This window comes from Mucilaginibacter auburnensis, from assembly GCF_002797815.1.
GTDB classification, from domain to species: Bacteria; Bacteroidota; Bacteroidia; order Sphingobacteriales; family Sphingobacteriaceae; genus Mucilaginibacter; species Mucilaginibacter auburnensis.
Genome location: NZ_PGFJ01000002.1, coordinates 1,307,288 through 1,328,819, shown reverse-complemented (window position 1 = coordinate 1,328,819; position 21,532 = coordinate 1,307,288). Strand labels below are relative to the sequence as shown.

General features: G+C 42.2%; 23 protein-coding genes. 16 read left to right on the top strand and 7 right to left on the bottom strand.

Features of this window, described 5'->3' with window-relative positions; translation table 11 throughout:
* Positions 1-6: 6 nt before the first annotated feature.
* From CLV57_RS16610 to CLV57_RS16600, 3 genes are all read right to left on the bottom strand, one after another.
* On the bottom strand, positions 7-276 hold the full coding sequence (locus CLV57_RS16610; RefSeq protein WP_100342500.1) for a Txe/YoeB family addiction module toxin: 270 nt from the start codon (positions 274-276) through the stop codon (positions 7-9).
* Positions 254-451 carry a DUF2683 family protein gene (locus CLV57_RS16605; protein ID WP_100342499.1) on the bottom strand — a complete coding sequence of 66 codons (198 nt, stop codon included), beginning with the start codon at positions 449-451 and terminating at the stop codon, positions 254-256. Before CLV57_RS16605 ends, CLV57_RS16610 begins: the two co-directional genes overlap by 23 nt.
* Before the next feature lie 175 nt (positions 452-626).
* Positions 627-815 (bottom strand): hypothetical protein, encoded by a 189-nt coding sequence (locus CLV57_RS16600; RefSeq protein WP_100342498.1) that lies wholly within the window; start codon positions 813-815, stop codon positions 627-629.
* Positions 816-900: 85 nt separating this feature from the next.
* Here CLV57_RS16600 and CLV57_RS16595 point away from each other — a divergent pair, with 85 nt between their 5' ends.
* Complete coding sequence (locus tag CLV57_RS16595; RefSeq protein ID WP_100342497.1) at positions 901-1,842, top strand: SPFH domain-containing protein; 942 nt, start codon at positions 901-903, stop codon at positions 1,840-1,842.
* Positions 1,843-1,954: 112 nt separating this feature from the next.
* On the opposite strand, the gene CLV57_RS16590 is transcribed toward CLV57_RS16595, so the two are convergent.
* Entirely contained in the window at positions 1,955-2,320 is a 366-nt protein-coding gene (locus CLV57_RS16590; protein WP_100342496.1) for a hypothetical protein, read from the bottom strand.
* Positions 2,321-2,647: 327 nt separating this feature from the next.
* Between CLV57_RS16590 and hflX the strand changes: the two genes are divergently transcribed.
* The 12 genes from hflX (at position 2,648) to CLV57_RS16530 (ending at position 14,213) form a co-directional block, all read left to right on the top strand.
* Positions 2,648-3,832: a GTPase HflX gene (gene hflX / locus CLV57_RS16585; protein WP_100342495.1), complete on the top strand. Its 1,185-nt coding sequence runs from the start codon at positions 2,648-2,650 to the stop codon at positions 3,830-3,832.
* Between the two features lie 217 nt (positions 3,833-4,049).
* On the top strand, positions 4,050-5,651 hold the full coding sequence (hemC, locus tag CLV57_RS16580) for a hydroxymethylbilane synthase (RefSeq protein WP_100342875.1): 1,602 nt from the start codon (positions 4,050-4,052) through the stop codon (positions 5,649-5,651).
* A 65-nt stretch (positions 5,652-5,716) separates the two neighbouring features.
* A complete protein-coding gene (gene hemB, locus CLV57_RS16575) occupies positions 5,717-6,688 on the top strand; it encodes a porphobilinogen synthase (RefSeq protein ID WP_100342494.1) in 972 nt (323 codons plus the stop codon).
* A gap of 90 nt (positions 6,689-6,778) precedes the next feature.
* Positions 6,779-8,146 (top strand): glutamate-1-semialdehyde 2,1-aminomutase, encoded by a 1,368-nt coding sequence (hemL, locus tag CLV57_RS16570; protein ID WP_100342493.1) that lies wholly within the window; start codon positions 6,779-6,781, stop codon positions 8,144-8,146.
* Positions 8,147-8,172: 26 nt separating this feature from the next.
* Entirely contained in the window at positions 8,173-9,042 is an 870-nt protein-coding gene (locus CLV57_RS16565) for a sensor histidine kinase (protein ID WP_100342492.1), read from the top strand.
* Between the two features lie 198 nt (positions 9,043-9,240).
* Positions 9,241-9,945, top strand: a complete 705-nt coding sequence (locus tag CLV57_RS16560; RefSeq protein WP_100342491.1) for a response regulator transcription factor — start codon at positions 9,241-9,243, stop codon at positions 9,943-9,945.
* On the top strand, positions 9,945-10,466 hold the full coding sequence (locus CLV57_RS16555) for a tetratricopeptide repeat protein (RefSeq protein WP_100342490.1): 522 nt from the start codon (positions 9,945-9,947) through the stop codon (positions 10,464-10,466). Before CLV57_RS16560 ends, CLV57_RS16555 begins: the two co-directional genes overlap by 1 nt.
* Positions 10,467-10,606: 140 nt before the next feature.
* Entirely contained in the window at positions 10,607-11,632 is a 1,026-nt protein-coding gene (hemE, locus tag CLV57_RS16550) for a uroporphyrinogen decarboxylase (RefSeq protein ID WP_100342489.1), read from the top strand.
* Between the two features lie 107 nt (positions 11,633-11,739).
* Positions 11,740-12,273 carry a CopD family protein gene (locus tag CLV57_RS16545; protein ID WP_100342488.1) on the top strand — a complete coding sequence of 178 codons (534 nt, stop codon included), beginning with the start codon at positions 11,740-11,742 and terminating at the stop codon, positions 12,271-12,273.
* Positions 12,274-12,332: 59 nt separating this feature from the next.
* Positions 12,333-12,608: a hypothetical protein gene (locus CLV57_RS16540; protein ID WP_100342487.1), complete on the top strand. Its 276-nt coding sequence runs from the start codon at positions 12,333-12,335 to the stop codon at positions 12,606-12,608.
* Positions 12,609-12,684: 76 nt separating this feature from the next.
* Positions 12,685-13,347 carry a DUF2461 domain-containing protein gene (locus CLV57_RS16535; protein WP_100342486.1) on the top strand — a complete coding sequence of 221 codons (663 nt, stop codon included), beginning with the start codon at positions 12,685-12,687 and terminating at the stop codon, positions 13,345-13,347.
* A 17-nt stretch (positions 13,348-13,364) separates the two neighbouring features.
* On the top strand, positions 13,365-14,213 hold the full coding sequence (locus CLV57_RS16530; RefSeq protein WP_100342485.1) for an OmpA family protein: 849 nt from the start codon (positions 13,365-13,367) through the stop codon (positions 14,211-14,213).
* 245 nt (positions 14,214-14,458) lie between these two features.
* On the opposite strand, the gene rfbC is transcribed toward CLV57_RS16530, so the two are convergent.
* The 3 genes from rfbC to CLV57_RS16515 are packed head-to-tail and all read right to left on the bottom strand — an operon-like array spanning position 14,459 to position 17,137.
* A complete protein-coding gene (gene rfbC / locus CLV57_RS16525; protein ID WP_100342484.1) occupies positions 14,459-15,007 on the bottom strand; it encodes a dTDP-4-dehydrorhamnose 3,5-epimerase in 549 nt (182 codons plus the stop codon).
* A gap of 4 nt (positions 15,008-15,011) precedes the next feature.
* Entirely contained in the window at positions 15,012-15,311 is a 300-nt protein-coding gene (locus tag CLV57_RS16520; protein ID WP_100342483.1) for a DUF4286 family protein, read from the bottom strand.
* Between the two features lie 17 nt (positions 15,312-15,328).
* Complete coding sequence (locus CLV57_RS16515; RefSeq protein ID WP_100342482.1) at positions 15,329-17,137, bottom strand: tetratricopeptide repeat protein; 1,809 nt, start codon at positions 17,135-17,137, stop codon at positions 15,329-15,331.
* Positions 17,138-17,316: 179 nt separating this feature from the next.
* Between CLV57_RS16515 and CLV57_RS16510 the strand changes: the two genes are divergently transcribed.
* Genes CLV57_RS16510 through CLV57_RS16500 form a run of 3 tightly spaced genes read left to right on the top strand, consistent with a single transcriptional unit; the run spans position 17,317 to position 21,528 of the window.
* Positions 17,317-19,176 carry a S9 family peptidase gene (locus CLV57_RS16510; protein WP_157799199.1) on the top strand — a complete coding sequence of 620 codons (1,860 nt, stop codon included), beginning with the start codon at positions 17,317-17,319 and terminating at the stop codon, positions 19,174-19,176.
* A 9-nt stretch (positions 19,177-19,185) separates the two neighbouring features.
* Positions 19,186-20,832, top strand: coding sequence for a sensor histidine kinase (locus tag CLV57_RS16505; RefSeq protein ID WP_100342480.1), 1,647 nt, complete (start codon positions 19,186-19,188; stop codon positions 20,830-20,832).
* Positions 20,833-20,835: 3 nt separating this feature from the next.
* On the top strand, positions 20,836-21,528 hold the full coding sequence (locus CLV57_RS16500; protein ID WP_100342479.1) for a response regulator transcription factor: 693 nt from the start codon (positions 20,836-20,838) through the stop codon (positions 21,526-21,528).
* Positions 21,529-21,532 lie beyond the last annotated feature (4 nt).

Sequence of the window (21,532 nt, the reverse complement as noted above, 5' to 3'; positions counted from 1 at the left end):
AGTAACTTAATAGTGGCCTTTTAGGGAATATACGTAGATAGTAACGTCAATTACACCATAAATTATCCTATGCTCCTTATTTATCCTTCTTGACCATTTACCGGATAAATTATGTTTCAGTGCTTCGGATTTGCCTACTCCTGAAAAAGGTGTTGCAATGATTGACTGAAGTAGTTCTTTGATCTTGTTTTGTATTTTAATATTCCCGCTCCTTTGCCAATCGTTAAGATCAGCCAAAGCTTTCGGGTAAATATTATTTCCATAAATTTTCAACATCAACTTTAACACCTTTCCCGGCTTTAAGGTCTTCATCGCCCTGTTTGATCATTGCCACAAATTCCGGATCATACCCCTGCTTTTCTTCAGTGAATGATATTTTAAAAGCTTTCATAAAAGCCTTAAGGGCGGTAAGTTGCTCTTTGTTTTCAGGATGAACTATCAATGTTTCCATATTACAAAATTAACGCATTTTGAATAAAGATAGTTCTATTAGAATAATAATTAAAAGAGGGGGCGTTTGAAAGTTGCTATAGTAAATTCTTGGATGAGAAATAAGTTTAAACAGCAAACCGGTAATGCAGACTATTAAATCAACAATACCGGTTTGCAATTCCAAAAATGCTTGTTTAAGCAGCTTCGTCTTTGGTGTTGCGCACCAGGCCAATACCTGTTAAAAAGAATATAAGGCCGATGATGCCTATTACAGCCAGATTAAGCGCGTTGCCGCTGCGTTGTATAATCACTACTCCGGTATAAATAAGGCCAATAATGCCTAATAGCGTGAGTACTGTTCCAAAGGTCCGTTTAACGTTCATAACTTAAAAAATTAATCAGTACTTTTATAAACAAATTGCACTCCAATTCAATCCAATACTCCTAAACACATTAAAAAATTAATAAATGCAAAGTCAAATTGTATCCTTTATTTTAGTCTTTATCGTCTTGGCCGTGGTGTTTTCGTCATTTGTGACTGTAAAACAGGGCACCATTGCAGTAATTACTGTATTCGGGAAGTATCGGCGGATATTAACTCCAGGGCTTAATTTTAAGATACCCGTTATAGAGGCTATTCACTCCAAAATATCTATACAGAACCGCTCGGTAGAGTTGGAGTTTCAAGCCGTTACTTTTGACCAGGCTAATGTGTATTTCAAAGCCATGCTGCTCTTCTCGGTGTTGGATCAAAACGAGGAAACCATAAAAAACGTGGCCTTTAAGTTTGTTGATGAGCGCAATTTAATGCAGGCTTTGATCCGTACGGTAGAAGGTTCTATTCGTGCCTTTGTTGCAACTAAACGCCAATCAGAAGTATTGATATTGCGCCGCGAAATTGTAGAACATGTTAAAGAACAATTAGATAATATTTTAGAAACATGGGGTTACCATTTACAGGACCTTCAGTTAAATGACATTACATTTGATGATGTGATCATGAAGTCTATGAGCCAGGTGGTGGCATCAAACAACCTTAAGGCCGCTGCTGAAAATGAAGGCCAGGCATTGTTGATCACCAAGACAAAAGCCGCAGAGGCCGAAGGTAACGCCATTAAAATATCTGCCGAGGCGGAGCGCCAGGCATCACAACTGCGCGGACAAGGTGTGGCACTGTTCCGTCAGGAAGTGGCCAAGGGTATGAGCGCTGCTGCTAAGGAAATGGAGCAGGCCCACATGGATACCTCTGTAATACTATTCACCATGTGGACGGAATCGATCAAGCACTTTGCTGAAAATTCTGATGGCAACGTAATATTTCTGGATGGCTCAACAGACTCCATGCAACAAACCATGAAGCAATTGATGAGTTTGAATGTTATGCAGCAGGTGGATAAGGGAAAGAAATAATAGTCTTAGGTTGATATTCGACCGTTATCAATATAAAACAACCATTGTATGAATAACGCGGGTTAGCGTTGTTTCAACAATGGTTGTTTTTTTAAAAGTCATAGTGTTCCCGTTAGTGGGTAGGCTTCACTTTAGCATCGGCTTCCGACGGAGCCCTTTCATGTTCGCCGGGTGTACTGGGTGTAGTTGAAGGGTGAGCTTCATGATTTTCGCTGCTATGCGCACCCGGTTTAGATGGTAACAGCCCTCTATCTTCTAACTGCTGACTGTATGTTCTCTTATCTTGATTGGCTAAACCGTCGCCGGTTCCATTCAGTATATTTTGCTTTACGCCATCTCCGGTACCATTTGAACCTGATTGGCCAATTTGTTGGGTACTTGGGCGTTGGGTGCTGCTTGACTTGCCGGTTGTACTTTGAGCAGCGGCTGTAACCACAAATGCGCTTATCGCTATAACGGATAATGTTATCTTTTTCATAATAGTTTTAAATATGGTAACCAATTTAAATGCAATATGGTTTAATTAATTGGGAATTTTAAACCGCGCTAAATTATCCATAAATACGGCAACGTTCGTATTTAATAAAATGTGTACATTTGCACCATCATGAATATTACTGCAATACAATAATACTTCGGCCCCAAGGCAAGGCATCTCCCAGATAGCCGGATCGGAGTATTCCGTTTAATTAACTAAAATTATTTATCGAATGTCATGTCAGCTTTTTGCTGTGTGCTTGTGTAAGTTTGTCACGCCGTTAAGCTTTTGTTAACTTGGCATTCCCATTGATAGAATCATTACTGAATGAGAAAGAAATTTTTTGATACTGCTGTAAAGCAGGAGCGCGCTGTGTTAGTTGGTGTTATTACCGCCAATGAAACTGAGGAACGTGCTAAAGAATATTTAGAAGAACTGGCATTTTTAGTTGAAACTGCCGGTGCAAAAACCGAAAAGGTTTTTACCCAAAAGTTGCAGAAACCAGATAGGGCCACATTTGTAGGCTCCGGTAGGTTAGAAGATATTAAAGCTTATGTAAAAGCAGAAGAGATAGATATGGTGGTGTTTGATGATGAGTTAACACCATCTCAACTGCGCAATATTGAGAACGAACTACAGGTAAAGATACTTGACCGAAACAACCTGATATTAGACATTTTTGCAAACCGCGCGCAAACCGCGCAGGCTAAAACCCAGGTTGAACTGGCTCAGTTACAATACTTGTTGCCACGCCTTACCCGGTTATGGACGCACTTAGAGCGCCAGAAAGGTGGTATTGGTATGCGTGGCCCGGGTGAGAGCCAGATAGAGACTGACCGTAGGTTGATCTTAAACAAAATTACTTTGCTTAAAGATAAATTAAAGCAGATTGACAAGCAGAACGAAACGCAGCGCAAAAACCGTCATCAACTAATACGCGTGGCATTGGTTGGGTATACCAACGTTGGTAAGTCAACCATTATGAACATGCTGTCAAAATCTGATGTGTTTGCCGAGAACAAGCTTTTTGCAACATTGGATACAACGGTTAGAAAAGTGGTGATAGAAAACGTGCCTTTTCTATTGTCAGATACGGTTGGTTTCATCCGGAAGTTACCGCATGATCTGGTAGAGTGTTTCAAATCAACGTTAGATGAAGTGCGCGAGGCAGATATTTTAATTCATGTGGTTGATGTATCCCATCCAAGTTTTGAAGATCATATACGGGCCGTTAATGATACATTACGGGAGTTGGGCGCATTGGATAAGCAAACCATTATGGTGTTTAATAAAATTGATGCTTACCAACCCGTGCAAATTCACAGCGAAGATGAGGTTCATGAAATGAAGCTTGACGACTTTAAACACAGCTGGATGGCCAAAAACAATAGTCCGGCTATATTTATTTCAGCTACCGAACGCGAGAATATTGATGAGTTCAGGAGTTTGATATACGACATGGTGAAGGATATTCATACCAAAAGGTATCCGTATGACCATTTGCTTTATTAAGGTAGAAGCAAGAGTTGAGAAGCAAGAATTAAGAGCGATGGAATTTTTCTATCGCTCTTTTTATTTAAGTTAGTGTGTCTGTCTATAAATGCACTTATAATCTGCCCATCCGCACATCTGCAATTTGCACATCCGCTCATCCGCAAGTCATATCGTCAATTAATATTCAATCATCTGCATTAAAAAATTAAATTTGCGGTTGCAAATAAACAGCCAATTGGAAAGAACATTAATTATAGGAACACGCGGCAGCGAACTTGCGCTGTGGCAGGCAAACTTTGTGAAAGATAGCTTGGCAAACATCAACGTTAAAGCTGAACTTAAAATTATTAAAACGCAGGGCGACCGGATCCTAAATTTGAGTTTTGATAAACTGGAAGGTAAGGGCTTCTTCACCAAAGAATTAGAAGAAGAGTTATTGGCAGGTACTATTGACCTTGCCGTACACTCACATAAGGATCTTCCAACCGAAAATCCACCGGGGTTGACTATTGCTGCAGTTTCTGAGCGTGAAGACCCTTCTGAGTTGTTGCTTATTTTAAAAGATTGTGTTGACGTTAAGCAAAAGCTTTCTGTAAAGTTTGGTGGCATAGTAGGTACCTCGTCTAACAGGCGTAAGGCGCAGTTGCTGGCTTATCGTCCTGATCTGGAGATTGAAGAATTGCGTGGTAACGTGCCTACCCGCATCCAAAAACTCCGAGACGAAAGCTATGATGCCATTATGCTGGCCAAAGCAGGGGTGCACCGCTTAGGAATTGACCTGAGCGAGTTCCATGTTGAAGAGTTAACACCTAACGAATTGATACCGGCTCCTGCACAAGGTGCCTTGGCAATACAAATACGCGAGAACGACACCGAACTTTACCAAACGCTGCAGGCGCTGCACCATCCTGATGTTGCCGAAGAGCTGGCTGTTGAGCGCACCGTATTAAAAATGTTTGGAGGTGGTTGTCATTTGCCTTTAGGCGTTTATTGCCGCAAGGAAGACGGACAATTCCAGGTGTTTGCATCAAAAGCTGATGAGGCGGATGAATTTCCGGACAGATTGTTCATAGAAGCTGCCACTACCAATGGTTTGGCTCAAAAGGTAATCAGCTATTTTGCAAAAGACAGGAAAATGCCTTCAACCGTGTTTATCTCCCGCGAGGTTTCTGAACAAAGCTACTTCCGCAGGGCATTGGCTAAACATAATATAGTTATTGAGGGGCGTTCGCTTATACGCACGGTGCCTATCATCACCAAAATAGATTCATACATATTTAAGCATGTAGACTGGCTGTTTTTTAGCAGTAAGAATGCAATTGAGTATTTTTTTCAGTTGGAGCCGCAATTACCTAAGGATGTTAAATTTGGTGTAGTAGGAGCCGGATCTGAAGAGATGTTGCGTAGAAAAGGTTATTTTACCAATTATGCAGGTGTAGGCAATGATACTACTGATATAGCAGAAGAATTTGCCAAGTTGGTGAAAGCAGGCGATACGGTGATGTTCCCGGGCGCTAAAGAATCTTTAAGAACAATACAAAAAGGTCTTTCTGCCGATGTGAAGGTGATTGATCTCCCAATTTATGAAACTGTATTGGAAGACGAAGTAGAGCCAACAGGAGCTGAAGTGTTAGTATTTACCAGTCCGTCAAACGTTGACGCTTATTTTGTTGACAACCTGCTTGATCCTTATCAAAAAGTAATAGCCATAGGCAAATCAACCGGACAAAAATTTGATGAGATGGGCGTGAAATATAAACTCCCTTTCTCGCCGGACGAAGTTGGTTTAGCTGAGGCAGTGTTTGGAATGCCCCCCGGCCCCCTAAAGGGGGAGTAGTTTTTGGGGGTAATAGATATAAAATTAGAAAAATTAAACTCCCCCTTTAGGGGGTTGGGGGGCTAATGTTACAACGACCAAGAAGAAATAGAAAAAGTGAGGTGATACGCCAAATGGTGCAGGAAACGCACATTAGCGCGGCTAACCTTATATTTCCGCTGTTTATAGTGGAGGGTAATAACCAGAAGGTGGAGGTTGCCTCCATGCCGGGCATGTACCGTTATTCTATAGATAACCTGCTGCGCGAGATTGAAAGCTGCCTTAAGCTGGGTTTGTATTCTTTTGATCTGTTCCCAAATGTTGGTGAAGAATTAAAAGATAAATATGCTACCGAAAGCTACCGCGACGAAACCTTATACCTACGTGCCATACGTGAGGTAAGAAAAAACTTCCCGGAGGCCTGCATAGTTACCGATGTAGCAATGGACCCATACAGTATTGACGGGCACGACGGTATTGTTGAGGACGGTGTAATATTGAACGATGAAACGCTGGAAGTTTTAGGCAAAATGGCTTTGGCTCATGCGCAAAGTGGCGCTGATATAATAGCGCCAAGCGATATGATGGATGGCCGTGTGGGGTATATCCGTAATGTGCTGGATGATAATGGCTTCAAAAATGTTTCCATCATGTCATACACTGCCAAATACGCCAGCGCGTTTTATGGTCCGTTTAGAGATGCTTTGAATTCGGCGCCAAAGTTTGGCGATAAGAAAACCTATCAAATGAATCCAGCTAATCAGCAGGAAGCCTTGATCGAATCGAGACTAGATGAGACTGAAGGTGCGGATTTCCTGATGGTAAAACCGGCATTGGCTTATCTGGATGTAATTAAATTATTGAAAGACAATACGCAATTGCCGGTTGCAGCGTATAATGTAAGCGGCGAATACGCTATGCTTAAAGCCGCCGTACGCAATGGCTGGTTAAACGAGCAACGCGCCGTAACCGAAGTTCTGATGGGCATACGCAGAGCAGGAGCCACTGCTATATTGACCTATCACGCTAAAGAAGTGTTGGAGAATAAATGGTTATAGGCCCCCTAACCCCCTGAAGGGGGAACAATGGTGGGTAAGTTTAAAATATTTGTAAAAATCAAACTCCCCCTTTAGGGGGTTGGGGGGCTAATGTTAGACAGTATAAAAAAGATGTTCTCGGGAGAGGAAGATGCGCCGGTTAATACCACAGGTAAACCGGATATCAGCAGGGAGAAATCGGCAGAGCTATATGCAAAGGCCAAAACCTTTTTTCCGGGTGGAGTTAACTCGCCGGTAAGGGCATTTAAATCTGTTCACGGAACGCCGTTGTTTATCAAAAAAGGTGACGGTTGCCGTTTATGGGATGCCGACGATAACGAGTTTATTGACTATTGCTGCTCATGGGGACCGCTTATTTTGGGTCATAACCATCCGAAGGTTAAAGACAAAGTGATTGAGGTAATGCAGAACGGCATGTCATTCGGCGCGCCTACTGCATTGGAAAATGAACTGGCCGAACTCATCCTTAAAAACAACAAATACATACAAAAACTGCGTTTTGTAAGCTCGGGTACAGAAGCGGTTATGTCGGCCATCAGGCTGGCGCGCGGTTATACTAAACGCGATAAGATATTAAAGTTTGAGGGCTGCTACCATGGCCACTCAGATTCATTACTGGTTAAAGCGGGCTCGGGGTTGGTTACCTTTGGCGAAACCTCATCAGCTGGTGTACCAAAAGCGTTTGCTGATGAAACTATTGTTATCGGCTTAAATGATGTTGATGCATTAAACAAAGCCTTTTCTGATTTTAAAGACCAGATTGCGGCTGTAATTATTGAACCTGTACCGGCTAACAACGGCCTGCTGCTGCAAACTAAAGAATACCTGCAAACTCTTAGGGATGTTTGTACTGCAAATGGTACCTTGTTAATATTTGATGAAGTGATATCGGGCTTCCGCGTAGGCTTTGAAGGTGCTGCTGGCTATTACCAGATACAACCGGATATTATTACCTATGGTAAAATTATAGGTGGCGGTTTGCCTGTAGGTATGTACGGAGCGTCGGCAGAGATCATGAGTCATGTATCGCCTGATGGTGGCGTATACCAGGCGGGCACGCTTTCGGGCAATCCGGTTGCCATGGCTGCGGGTATTGCTCAACTTACTGAGTTATTGCGCTCAGGCTTTTATAAAGACCTGAATAATAAAACACAGGAGTTTGTTGATGCCATACAGCGTTTTGCAACTGCGCGTAGCTATAAGTTCAAAGTATTTAGCATTGGTTCCATTTTCTGGTTCGCGTTTACTGATAAGGCTGCCATTACTAAAGCTGAGGAAATTGATCCGGCCAGCATGGAGAAATTCAAAGTAATGCACCGTGAATTAATTAACCGTGGCATATACCTGGGCCCGTCTGGATATGAGGTTGGTTTTATATCAGCAGCTCATAATAAGATTGATCTGGAAAAAACAAAAAGAGCTATATTTGATAGTTTAGATCTGGTATTTAAAAAATAAATTCCCCCTTCAGGGGGTTAGGGGGTATGAAGAGACCATTAGTGATATTTTACGCTGTTATAATTTACGCCGCGGCAGAGGTGCTGTGGTGGGGTTATATGCTGGTTAAGATGCAGCCCGAGCGTTTAGGGATGATTTTGTGCGAAGGAATGATGTTTGGTCTGGTGCTTTTAGCCGGAGCGTTTTACCTGCATAAATCGCTTAACAGGGAGCGTACATTGGCAGAGCAGAAAAAGAACTTCCTGCTTTCGGTAACACACGAGTTAAAATCGCCGTTGGCTTCAATTAAGTTGCTGCTGCAAACCATCCAAAAGCGCGACCTCAGTAAAGCCCAGATATTGGATTTTATAGATAAATCGCTACTGGATATTGAGCGTTTGGATGATATGGTGGAGAATATGCTGTTAGCTGCCAAAATTGAGAACAGCTCATATACCTTCCCTAAGGCCAATTTTAACTTATCTGTATTGGTAGATAGCATTGTTAACCGTTTACAGATAACCAAATGCGACGGCAATCAGCAAATTATTGACGCCGAAATAGAACCAAAGATTGAAATTACAGGCGATAAGTTTGCGCTAACATCAGTAGTTACTAACCTGATAGAGAATGCAATTAAATACTCTAAACCTTGCGAAACGGTTGTGGTAAAACTGTTTGCTAAGGATGGTAGAATACATTTCCAGGTGGCAGATCATGGCATTGGCATAGCCGATCCGGAAAAAAGCAGAATTTTTGACAGGTTTTATCGCGTGGGAAGTGAAGATACGCGCAATACAAAAGGTACGGGTTTAGGCTTGTATATAGTAAAACAGGTACTTGACCGGCATGAGGCCAGTATAAAGGTGAAGGATAATCGCCCTGTAGGAAGTATTTTTGAGGTTACATTCGGGTAGATATGACAATGGGATTGCAGGGATAAATGCTATTTTTGGTAACTCTGCACGATTATTGATGAGGAGGGTTTGAATATTGAATGTCATGCTGAACATATTTCAGCACCTCACCGGAAAGGTAGAAGCGATTAGTGTATGAGATGCCGAAAAAGGCTCGGCATGACGTTAAGAAAATTTTACTGCATAAATACACTCACAATGCAAACCAAAAAAAGAATTCTGTTAGCCGAAGATGAAGAACATCTTTTAGAGGCTATAAAACTTAACCTTGAGCTGGAAGGCTACAAGGTATCAACTGCCAACAACGGTAAAAAAGCATTACAAATATTTAAAGAGGAACGTTTCAACCTGGTTATTCTGGATGTTATGATGCCTGAGATAGATGGCTTTGTGGTGGCCGAAACCATCCGCCTGGAAAACTCTGAGGTGCCTATCATGTTTCTTACTGCCAAGAATACCAATGAAGATAAAATTTCAGGTCTGAAAAAAGGTGCTGATGATTACCTGACCAAGCCTTTCAATCTGGAAGAGTTAATTCTGCGTGTAAATAACCTGGTGAAACGCAGCTTAAAAGGCGACGACCTAAAAGAGTTCAATAGCTATAAAATTGGCGATAAAACAATTCATTTCAACTCTTTCGAACTGGTTAACGAGGATGGTTCTATAACAGCCTTAACCAAAAAAGAAACTATGCTGTTAAAGTTGCTGATAGAGCGTCGTAACGAAGCTGTATCGCGCGAGCAGATATTGGAAACCGTTTGGAACTATGACGTTTATCCGTCGACCCGCACAATAGATAATTTTATCCTGACCTTCCGTAAGTATTTTGAACCCGATCCTAAAAACCCGGTTTACTTCCACTCTATACGTGGTGTAGGCTATAAATTCACAGATCAGCATTAATGTTCACCGGTAGGGCACGTGTACTTGTAATAGGAGCATTTGTAATTTTATTGGGCTTTGCGCTGCAATGGCGCGTTTACGAGTTGGTAGCCATTATTGTAATGTTTATCGGCTTGTTAATTTGGGGCTACTTTAAAGAAGGCACCGTTATAATGGCGGCAAAAGCTTTTCATAAAAAAGATTATGATAAAGCCGAGCGCCTGTTAAATGATATCCACCGGCCGGATTGGCTAAGCAAACAGCGTCGCGGCTTTTACGAGTTTATAATGGGGGGCATCAACTTGCAGCGTCAGGATTATCAAACTGCTGAGCACCATTATGAACTGGCAGCGCAGTTTCCGCTGCGGTCGGCTAATGACCACGTAGCCGCTTTGGTGCATGTGGCTAACATTAACATAAGGTTTGGTAATTTTGAAAAAGCAAAAGCTTACCTCAAATTAGCAGATCAGCACGAAGAAAAAACAACCGCCAAGATGAAGGAAGTGATTAACAAGCTTCATCAGGAGTTGGACGGACGGTAAGAGATAGAAGTAAGAGTTAAGAGGCAAGAATTAAGAGGCAACTAAGACAAACGGATTATAAATTAAAGCAGAGAATCAATTGCAATTAAAGCGATAAGACATCTTAACTCTTATCTCTTAATTCTTGGTTCTAAAAAAATATGAGAGATTCACTACTAATAAAAGCAGCATTTTCTGAGGCCACCGAGCGCCCACCTGTATGGATGATGCGCCAGGCCGGCCGTTTCATGAAAGAATATTGGGATATTAAAAACAAATATTCTTTCCTTGAGATGTGCAAAACCCCGGAGATTGCTGCCGATGTTACCATGCTCCCGGTTGACCTGTTGGGTATTGATGGCGCTATTTTATTTTCGGACATATTGGTGACCGGCGAGGCCATGGGTGGCGACTTGAGCTTTGAGGCCAATATTGGTCCAAGGTTTGCCAACCCGGTACGTACTAAAGCAGACGTTGATAATCTGAATGTTGATTGCATTGACAAGCTGCAATATGTTGCTGATGCCATCAAAGTAATTAAGCAACGTTTAAATGGTAGTATACCGCTGATAGGGTTTGCCGGAGCCCCGTTCACTGTAATGAGCTATTTGGTTGAGGGTGGATCATCAAAAGATTTTAAACGCACCAAACTGATGTTACATAATGAGCCCGAGCTGGCGCATCAGTTATTATCAAAAATTGCTGCAGTCACGGCCGATTACCTGAACATGCAGATAGCAGCAGGTGTAAACGCTGTGCAAATATTTGATAGCTGGGCACAAGCTTTGGCATGGGATGACTACAAAGAATTCTCTCATCGCTACATTGCCGAAATTATCAGCAAACTGAACAGAAAAGATATTCCGGTTATATCCTTCTGCAAAGGTAGTTCGGTATTTGCACCGCTAATGGCTGAGGCAAAGCCTGATGTGGTGTCAATAGACTGGAACGTTGACCTGTTAGACATTAAAAAACGTTTACCGCAGGGCGTTGCCGTACAAGGCAACCTTGATCCGCATATTTTGTATGCTGATAAAAAGGTAATTAAAGAACGCATTTATCGCTTGTTCGACAGAATGAAAGGCGAGAACGGCTTCATCTTCAACCTGGGCCACGGCATTATGCCTGATATCCCGTTTGATAATGTGAAGTATGCGGTAGAGATAATAAAAGAATATCGTAATTAATAAAACTCGTCATTGCGAGGTACGAAGCAATCTCAAACTATGCACTGCCGTTTTGCATATATGAGGTTGCTTCATTTTCATTATAACAGAAGTAAAGGCACCGGGCAATGTACCAATACATCCTTTCCATACACATCATTTTTGTAGTCTGCTGGATGGCGGGGCTGTTTTATATGGTGCGCCTATTTATCTACCACACCGAGGCTCAAGCCAAACCAGAACCCGACCGCACCATCCTTTCCAAACAGTTTGAAATAATGGAGAGCAAACTATGGTGGATCATCACCACGCCATCCATGTACATTGTGATATTGGCCGGCGCTACCATGCTACATTTGGTGCCTGCGTGGTTTCAGCAGGGGTGGATGCACATTAAACTGGCATTCGTTATTGGCTTGATCATCTACCATTTTATCTGCCAGAAAAAAATGATGCAGATGCGCAAAGGTATTTACACCTGGACCTCCACTCAATTGCGTTTATGGAATGAGTTAGCTACGCTGTTTTTATTTGCCATTGTTTTTTTGGTGGTTTTAAAAAGCGCGCTTAACTGGGTGTTTGGTGTAGTGGGAATATTTGCAATCGGAATTGTTTTAATGATGGCGGTTAAAATATATAAGCGTTTCCGCGAAAAGAAATAACCATGTAATAAGGTGAGGCAAAGCATCGTTTACAATTTTTAATACCTATTTTTGCATCAATGAAAGGCTCAAAATTTTTATTAGGATTACTGGCATTAGGATTATTGGTATTTTTTGCTGCCGATGCTAACGCGCAATGCGCCATGTGTACTGCAACCGTTGAAACCAACAAAGCCAGTGGCAGCGGCGCTACCAATGGTTTAAACAACGGCATAATGTACCTTTTAGCAGCTCCTTACCTGGCTGTTGCTATTGTGGGTTACATCTGGTATAAAAAATACCGCAAAAAAGATGTAACGCTTGAAATGCGTAACGAGAAGCTGCATTTAAATTAAGCTGTAGATAAGCTACGCGCAAGCATAAACGTTTGCTTTGCTATGAGCACATCCGTCAATATCCTATTTAATACCTATGATAAAACAGGATACGTTTGATTTTTTAGCCGAACTGGCTGATAACAATAACCGCGAGTGGTTTATGGACAACAAAGTTCGCCATGATGCCGCTCGCCAGAATGTTATTGATTTCGCTGCCGAACTGATACAACAACTGCATAAGGTAGACTCGGCTATCTCTCCCGATCTTGATCCTAAAAAGTGTGTATTGCGTATTTATCGCGATATCCGCTTCAGTAAAAATAAAACACCTTACAAAAATAATTTTGGCATAAGTTTGCCTACAACTGGCGTTAAAGCCGGTGGCGCTGAGTATTACTTCCAGGTGCAGCCGGGCAAATCATTTATAGCCGGTGGGTACTGGATGCCCGAGGCGCCGCATTTAAAAGCCATCCGTCAGGAAATTGATTACAACGGCAAAGACCTTACAGCTATAATTGACCACCCGGAGTTTATAAAACTATTCGGCAACTTCCGGGATCAGGAGAAACTTAAAACCCTGCCCAAGGGTTACACAGAGGATAATGAACATATTGATTTGTTAAAACTGAAAAGTTTTATAGTTTGGCATGAGCTAAAAGATAAAGAGCTGACCAAACCGGGTATTATCAATAAAATTTCCGGCGTGTGCGAAAAAATCCAACCGCTTAACGTGTTTCTGCGGAATGCAATTGTTTAACAGATAATTATAAAACTATGAAGATAAAGTATTTTGTTTTGGCTGCCGTTTTAGGTACAACGTTACACTCGTGCGTGGTGCTGTCGCCAAAAAAATACAAGGGTTTGCTGGCCCAACGCGACTCGCTGACCGCACGTACCGGTACTTTGGAAGACCAGGTTGGTGGTTTGGAAGGCGACACTGCCAAGCTGCACCGTGATATTGCAACCCTCCGCCGTGATTTGGCGGCATTGCAAGGCAGCTATAATTCGTTAAATGACAAATATGGTGCTTTGAGTACCAACTACAATACTTCTACCTCAAAGGTCAGTCAGCTATCTGCCGATCTGCAAAAACGTGAGCAGCGACTAAAAGAGGTGGAAGATATTCTGAAAAAGCGCGATGAGGCCACCAATGCTTTAAAAGAAAAACTACAAAAAGCACTGCTTGGCTTTCAGCAAAATGGCTTAACGGTTGATATCCGTAACGGTAAAGTTTATGTATCATTAACTGATAAATTGTTGTTCCCATCAGGCAGTATTATAATTGACGAAAAAGGCAAGGCGGCTCTGAAACAATTGGCTGCTGTATTACAAAAAGAACCTGATATCAACATGTCTGTTGAAGGGCACACTGATAACAAGAAGATCATTAACCTTGGCCAGATCAAGGATAACTGGGACCTGAGCGTATTGCGCGCTACGTCGGTAACCCGCTATTTAATTGATGTAGAAAAGATAGCGCCGCAACGTTTAACAGCCACGGGTAGAGGGGAGTTTCAGCCTATTGATAACGCTAATACACCCGAAGCGCTATCAAGAAACAGACGGATAGAAATTGTACTGAGTCCGAAACTGGATGAGTTGTATAATTTGATAACGAAGTAAAAGCAAAGGCCCCGATAGGGGCCTTTTACGTTTGTTGTCATTTCGATTGTGTGTAATGGCATGCCGAAAAACCGGGCCATGCGTAAAGGCCTTGAGCGGGGAAGTTTTTTTTCGGCTTGATTTTTTGGTTATTTTTTTATCAAGAAAAAAGTAACAGCATCCGCGGCGATTGAGCGGTAATGAAGCGACAAGCTGAGTGCTAAGTCAACATGGTTATCCCGTTTTATTCTGTGAAATTAGCTCTCCTAAAACGGACTTTTAAAATCCTTAAATTCAGGTAGTATGTCATCCTTTGGAGATATTAATGCATCGGCAGCAGTTACACCCCAATCAATGTTCAAAGCAGGGTCATTCCATTTAACGCCTATCTCGCATTCTTTGCTGTAATAATCATCAACCTTGTAGGCAAATATGGTATCGTCTTCTAAAGCGATAAAGCCATGTAAAAAGCCATGTGGTATAAGCAGTTGCAATTGGTTTTCGCTGCTCAGCTCAAAAGTTTCATATTGTCCGTAAGTAGGTGAGCCGGTACGAATATCAACTGCTACGTCCATCACCCGGCCTTTTATTACACGTACCAGTTTTGCCTGTGCATGCGGGTTGGATTGCCCGTGCAAGCCTCTCACGCTGTTTTTGCATGATACGGATTGGTTGTCCTGTACAAAATCAATGTCAATACCTGCATCAGCAAATTTGGTTTTGCTGTAACTCTCAAAAAAATAACCACGACTATCTGTAAATATTTGCGGTTCTATCAGCAACAGGCCTTCTATAGCGGTTTTGGTTATCTTCATCAAATTATACGGTTTGCATTAATGTATTAAATAATACAAATTGGTTTTCAAATTGTTGGTAATGAATGGCCTGTAGTGCCTGCAAATGTTGTTCGGCAAAACGCTTGTAATGCTCACGGCTATCTGCAAAATATTGCACGCAGTAGGTAACGCCCTCATTAGGCGAATCTAAAACGTTGAGTATGGTATAGCGGTTAAAATGGCCGGTAGCCATCACTTTCGGGATGTATTGCTCCTGCATCCAGTTGAGCCATTGCCTGTGAACGGCCTCATCAACAATAATAGTTTCGTTGTAAACGATCATGCCGCAAAAGTACGCATTTACAGGTTCTCGGCATTATCGCCGCGCAATATCCTGAAACGTTTTCTGGCATCGTTTATCCACAAACTACCGGCATAGTCGGTAATTATTTTTTGATACAACGCTTTGGCCTGTTCTTTATCGTTTAGCTGATTGTCATAAATATCGGCAACCATATATACGGCGTCATCGGCCCAAAGGTCGGTTGGGTGTTCGGTATATATTTTTTTAAGATGCGTTATCGCCTCGTTATAGTTTTTCTGCTGGATATAAATGCGGGCCTTCGCCATGGAGATATCATCAGCCAAAATATTGTCAGGATAAAGCACATTAATGCTGTCTAAAACCACCATGGCCTTTTCGGGTTGTTCTGCAAATATCAGCTTATCAGCCCTGGCATAAACCTTTAATGCATTACCCGCGCTATCAGCAGCAAGGTTATCAGTAACCAATAACGAAAGGTTCAATGCGTCATTAGCTATCAGTTGTGATGTGGCCGACTTCAATACCGTAAGCTGGCCTTTGGCAAATTCAAAATCGCCGGTGTAATAGGAGAATTTTGCATTTCTGAACTTAGCATCCTGCCCGGCATTGGTGTTTTGGTTATCCTTTTCAACCTGGCTGTATAATAATGTTGCTTCCCAGGGCTGGTTGTTAAGCAGGTAAACATCACCCAGATCCAGTTTGCACGATGCCAGTAATTCTTTCCTCAAGTTAGGTATGGCAGTAGCTTCTTCCAATATTTTCTGCGCATCGTCTAACTTATGTAGTTTGAAGGCCTGTAGCCTGGCAAGGCGCTGCATGGCATAGGTTGTTGATTGAGTACGCCCCAACTCATTTAGCAGATCGAGGTAGTCTTTTTCCAATCCTATCAAATCATCATAAACATATTTTCCGGTGGTAACCTTCAGGTTTTTAGCGTCTATCAGCTCAATTTTGGCCGATGTATACCATGGAGAGCTTTTACCCTTGCTGATGATAAATTCATAACCACGTATAGCGGTATCATAAGCCTCATCAATAACTAACGTACGGCAAAGGTCGTAAACATCGCTGCCATCGCTATTGGTACGGCGGCTAAGCGCCAGTGCCTGGTTCAGCGCCTGGTCATACTCCTTTTGCTGCATGTACATCCATGTAAGCATATTGATGAAAACCGTTTGGTCCGGAGCTTTTTGTATCCGTTTTAATAAGGCGGTACGCAAAAGGTCGTAATCTGCATCATCTTCATATACGGTTGATAAGGTGTATTGTGCCTGCGCTAAGTAGCCAGGGTTGGCAGGCAGAAAGTTCAAAAACTCTTCGGTAATATTTTCTTTATCGCGTTTGTAGCGGTAAAGGGTAATTAGCTCATTAGCAAAAAGATCCTCTTTGCCTAACTTCTTCCGTCCCTGTAAAAAGGTTTTAATGGCATAATCTGTGTTGCCTCCCTGATAAAACAGCGATGCCAGGTTGCTTATTTCGGGCGCGCTGGCAGGCAGGTTTTTTAACAGATCTTCGTATACTGCTTTGGCCTTTTCTGCGTCGCCTTTTTTGGCGTAAACGCTGCCTAAGGCAATATAGTATTTAATGTTTTTAGGATATTGCTTCACCATTTTTTTGGCGGCAGCTTCGGCAGCGTCAAACTTTTTTACCTCAAAAAGTGAGTTAAGGTAAAAGGAATAATACGCCTCCGGATCCTGTTTAAAAAGCTTGTCGTACAGCTCAAGCGCCTTGTCATGTTCGCCGTTGGCAGCATACTGGCGGGCCAGCGCAAACTCGTTACCCTGAGCTAACAACCTGGCCGATAATAGCAATACAACAAGTACAGTTCCTAAAAAACGTTTCATAACCTAAAATTAAATATTATATAATTGATGTTGTACTTATTACTAAGTTAGTACAATGGTTTACGGGTAAAATTGTTATGACAAAGAAAGCGGCCCATACTAATTTTGCTAATTTAAGCTGTTATAATCCGAAGCAAAGACTAATGATAAGGAGTTGGAGAGTTTTATTTTTTTGTTGTTTGGCGGCAGCTTTCTTTGCATGTAATGATAAGAAAGCCGATGATATACCGGCAAGCGACTTTTTTACTTCGTCTGAAAAAACAAATTTTAAAATATCGCCTAACGGCAAATATGTATCTTATTTAAAGCTGCATAACGGAAAACGGAATGTGTTTATTAAGAAGCTGGATGATGGCAGCGAGGTAAGGGCAACATCATTTACCGACTTTGATGTGAACGACTATTTCTGGACGTTTGATAACCAGGTTTTATTTGGTAAAGACAATTTTGGCAAGCAGGCACCGCACCAGCTTTTTGCCCTTGATGTGCAAACGCTGAAAACGCGTGTGCTGCTAACTTCAGAACCTAAGATAAGAACGCGTATACTCAGCACTAACCGCCTCAGCCCTGATGTTATTTCCATCACCATGAACAAGCGCGACTCGGCCCAGGCAGATGTTTATAAGCTTAACGTTCGTACCGGCAAAACTGATCTGTACCTGGTTAACCCGGGCAATGTAACAGAATGGTTTGTTGATGCCGATGGTAGCATTAAACTGGTTAAAGCCACAGAAGGAGCAGAGGAAACTATTTTATTCCGGTCTACGGAGCTATCGGCGTTTAAGCCCATCATCAAAAATAACTTTCGTAATTCTGTAAGGCCAATAGGATTTACGGGGATTAAAAACTATTTCTACGCGCTTTCAAACGTGGGGCGCGATAAAACTGCCGTTGTAGAAATTGACGCCGCTGACGGCAAGGAAGAACGTGTGCTTTACGCAAGTAATACTGCCGATATGCAACGTGTGGAATATATTAAGAGCCGCCGCCGCCTTGAATTGACCGCCTGGGACGAAGCGAAGCCGAAAAAGCACTTTTTTGACAAAGGCATTGAAACTATATACGCTGAACTTGACAAGCAACTGGCAGGTTATGAAATAAGTATTACAGGCCGTGACACATCCGAACAACGTTTTATTGTTAGCGCAGTTACAGACAGGAGCAGGGGTGGCATTTATTTGTATGAGCGTGATGGCAACAAACTCACACGTTTAAATGATAATGCGGGACCTAACCCCGACGATATGAGCCCTATGGAACCGATTAGTTACCACGCTACAGATGGCTTGTTTATTAATGGCTACATTACCTATCCGCAGGGAGATAAACGCACCAACTTGCCGGTAGTTGTTTTTGCACACGATGGGCCATTTGGTCAGCGTGATAGCTGGGGCTACCGTGCCGAAACACAATTTTTAGCAAGCAGGGGGTACGCTGTGTTGCAGATCAACTACCGTGGTTCATCGGGTTATGGAAAACTATTTTATAACGCGGGCTTTAAAGAGCAGGGCGGTAAAATTCAGCAGGATATTTTAGATGGCGTGAACTGGCTGGTACAAAACAAAATAGCTAACCCTAACAAAGTAGCCATTATGGGCAGAGGCTTTGGCGGATATTCTGCTTTGTATGGCGTATCGTTCTTCCCTAATAAGTACAACTGCGCAATAGCTTTAGATGCGCCGATAAACGCGTTTACTTACATAAAGGAGTTGCCGTCTTTCTTTAAAACAACATTGCAGAAACGTTATGAAATGTTTGGTGATCCCGACAAAGACGCGGATATGCTAAAGTCCATATCCCCGGTGTTCAATGTAGGTAAAGTTAAATCGCCGTTGCTGATGTTTCAGGGCGAACTGGATATGCGCTTGAACAAGGGCGAACTGGAGCATTATGTGCGTGGTTTGCAACGCCGCAATGTGCCCATTACTTACGTGCCACAGAAAAACGAAAGATGGTCTGGCCAGACCGATAGCAGCAAGACCAAGATCTATCAGCAAATTGAGAAGTTTCTGCATGATAATATGCTGGCTAAACCTTAATCTTGTATAATGCGGCCACCCAATACGTCTTACCGGAAGAATTTTTCGTTAATAGTAGCCTTTTTGGTGCTGGTATCGGTAACACTTTTTGTTGCCCTGTATGTGGTGTACCGCATAACCGCCAATAACGTTGATAACGATTTTTCATTCAGGAAAAACACTGTTAACGAAAAAACTTTTATAGACCCCTACAACGATCTGTACAAGAACAGCATCCCCATGATCACCTCGTACATGGGTTTGTTAGATTCGGCATCGGCGCGCGAGTATTCTGATTCTATTTTCCATCGCTTTAACTTTGTTAGAAAAGTAGTTTTTTTCCAGATATCTGCAGGTAATCCGGTCGGTACCAAAACAAGGGCAAGTAAACTGGGGCTTACAGTGCGGTCAATTAACCAATACTATCCTAAGGGCGAAAAACCCAAACTACAGAGAAACGAAGGCGCCATCAACGAAAATGATTTCCGCCAGATGGTGGATAAGGTGAATGAGTACATCACGGCTTATGATACGTCGCGAGGGGCAAGTACGGAGGACCAGGCCAAGTTCTACATTACCCGTCTGGGTAAGATCAGCTTTTTGAACATGCCCAATAATGAGGACCTGAAAGTGTATTATGATCTGCAAAAAAGCGGCTACTCGCCGGCTTTGTATAAGCAGAACATGTTTACATTTTACCTTGATCCGCAGTACCTCAAGATTGTAAATACCAATCCGGAGCTTTACGAGAACATCTCCATCAAACCGTTTTTTTATGACCCGCCAGATATTGACAGAACGCGGTTCAGAACTGATGAGGTAGCGTTGAGCGGCGCGCTGTCAGACTATAAGCTTTACTTTGTATCGTCTATTAGTCACCTTACTGATGAAACCAACCGCCGTTTTGCACCGGCGGGTATTATTATATTGGTGGTATACAGTGTTTTTGTGTTAATAGGCTGGCTCATTTACCGCAACCTTAACGTTAACTTGAAGCTGTTTAAGCTGCAGTACGATTTTATTAACAACTTTACGCACGAGTTTAAAACGCCGGTAAGCGTAATAAAAATTGCCGGTTCCAACCTGCGTAGCGATAATGAATTGACCGAACGGCAGCGCAAGCACTACGGTAAAATATTGGACGAAGAAGCCGATAAGCTGAATGAGCTGATGAACAAGCTGTTATCATTCACGCAACTGGAAAATAAATCCATCAAAATAAAGACAGACAAGATCAACATGACCGAGTTTGTGAAGGGTTATATTGACACCTTCACCATAAAATATCCTGATTTTAAACTTGATTTCAAGATAAGTAACGCCCAGTATTTTGAGACCGACGCTGTGCTTTTAGGCAGTATTTTTCAAAACCTGATGGAGAACGCCTACAAGTACTCGCACCCCGAGCAAAAAAGTCTTTTTATAAATGTGGTTGGCGACAAACGTAATATCATTTTTTCGTTCATTGATAACGGTATTGGCATCCCCAAAAGCGAATTAAATAATATATTTAAAAAATTTTATAGATTAGAAAACCAATATAACAAAAACGGGAGCGTTGGCCTTGGTTTGGCGTTTTGCAAAGAGCTGGTGAATTTTATGAACGGCACCATAACGGTTCGGAGCAAGGTAAACGAAGGTTCAGAGTTTGTAATAACGTTTCCTTATGAGAATTAGACCATGAATAAAGAGATAAAGATTGCGCTGGTTGAGGACGACGAGAACTTGCGTTTTTTAGTGGCCGAGCGCCTGGAGAGTGAAGGTTATAAAGTATTGGAAGCCAGCAATGGAGACGATGCCGAAAATATTATTTTAAGTCAGCAGCCTGATATAGTGTTGTTAGACTGGATGCTGCCAGGCAAACAAGGCTCAGAAGTTTGTACCAACGTGCGCGCCAAAGGTTTTGATAAGCTTATTATCATGACCACCGCCAAACAGCAGGATATTGATAAGATAGATGCTTATGGCTTCGGCGTGTCTGACTATATAACCAAGCCATTTAACATGGATGTATTGGTGGCGCTGATAGATAACAAGATCAAGTTTCAGTTAAACAGTGAAAAATCTGAAACTTACAGCTTTGCCAATATGGAGCATCATCCTAACACGCACCTGCTGATAAAGGATGGCCGTAAAATTGAGCTCACCATTTTAGAGAACCGTATATTGCTTTACTTTTTAAAGAACAAAAACAAAGTAATTAACCGTGAGGAACTGATGATGGAGGTTTGGGGCTACAACGCCGATGTAAACACCCGCACGCTGGATATGCACATTGTACGCCTTCGTAAAAAAATAGAAACCAATCCTGATTATCCGCAGTATCTGCAAACCGTGAGGGGCATTGGATATAAGTTTGCTTATGTGGCATAATGCA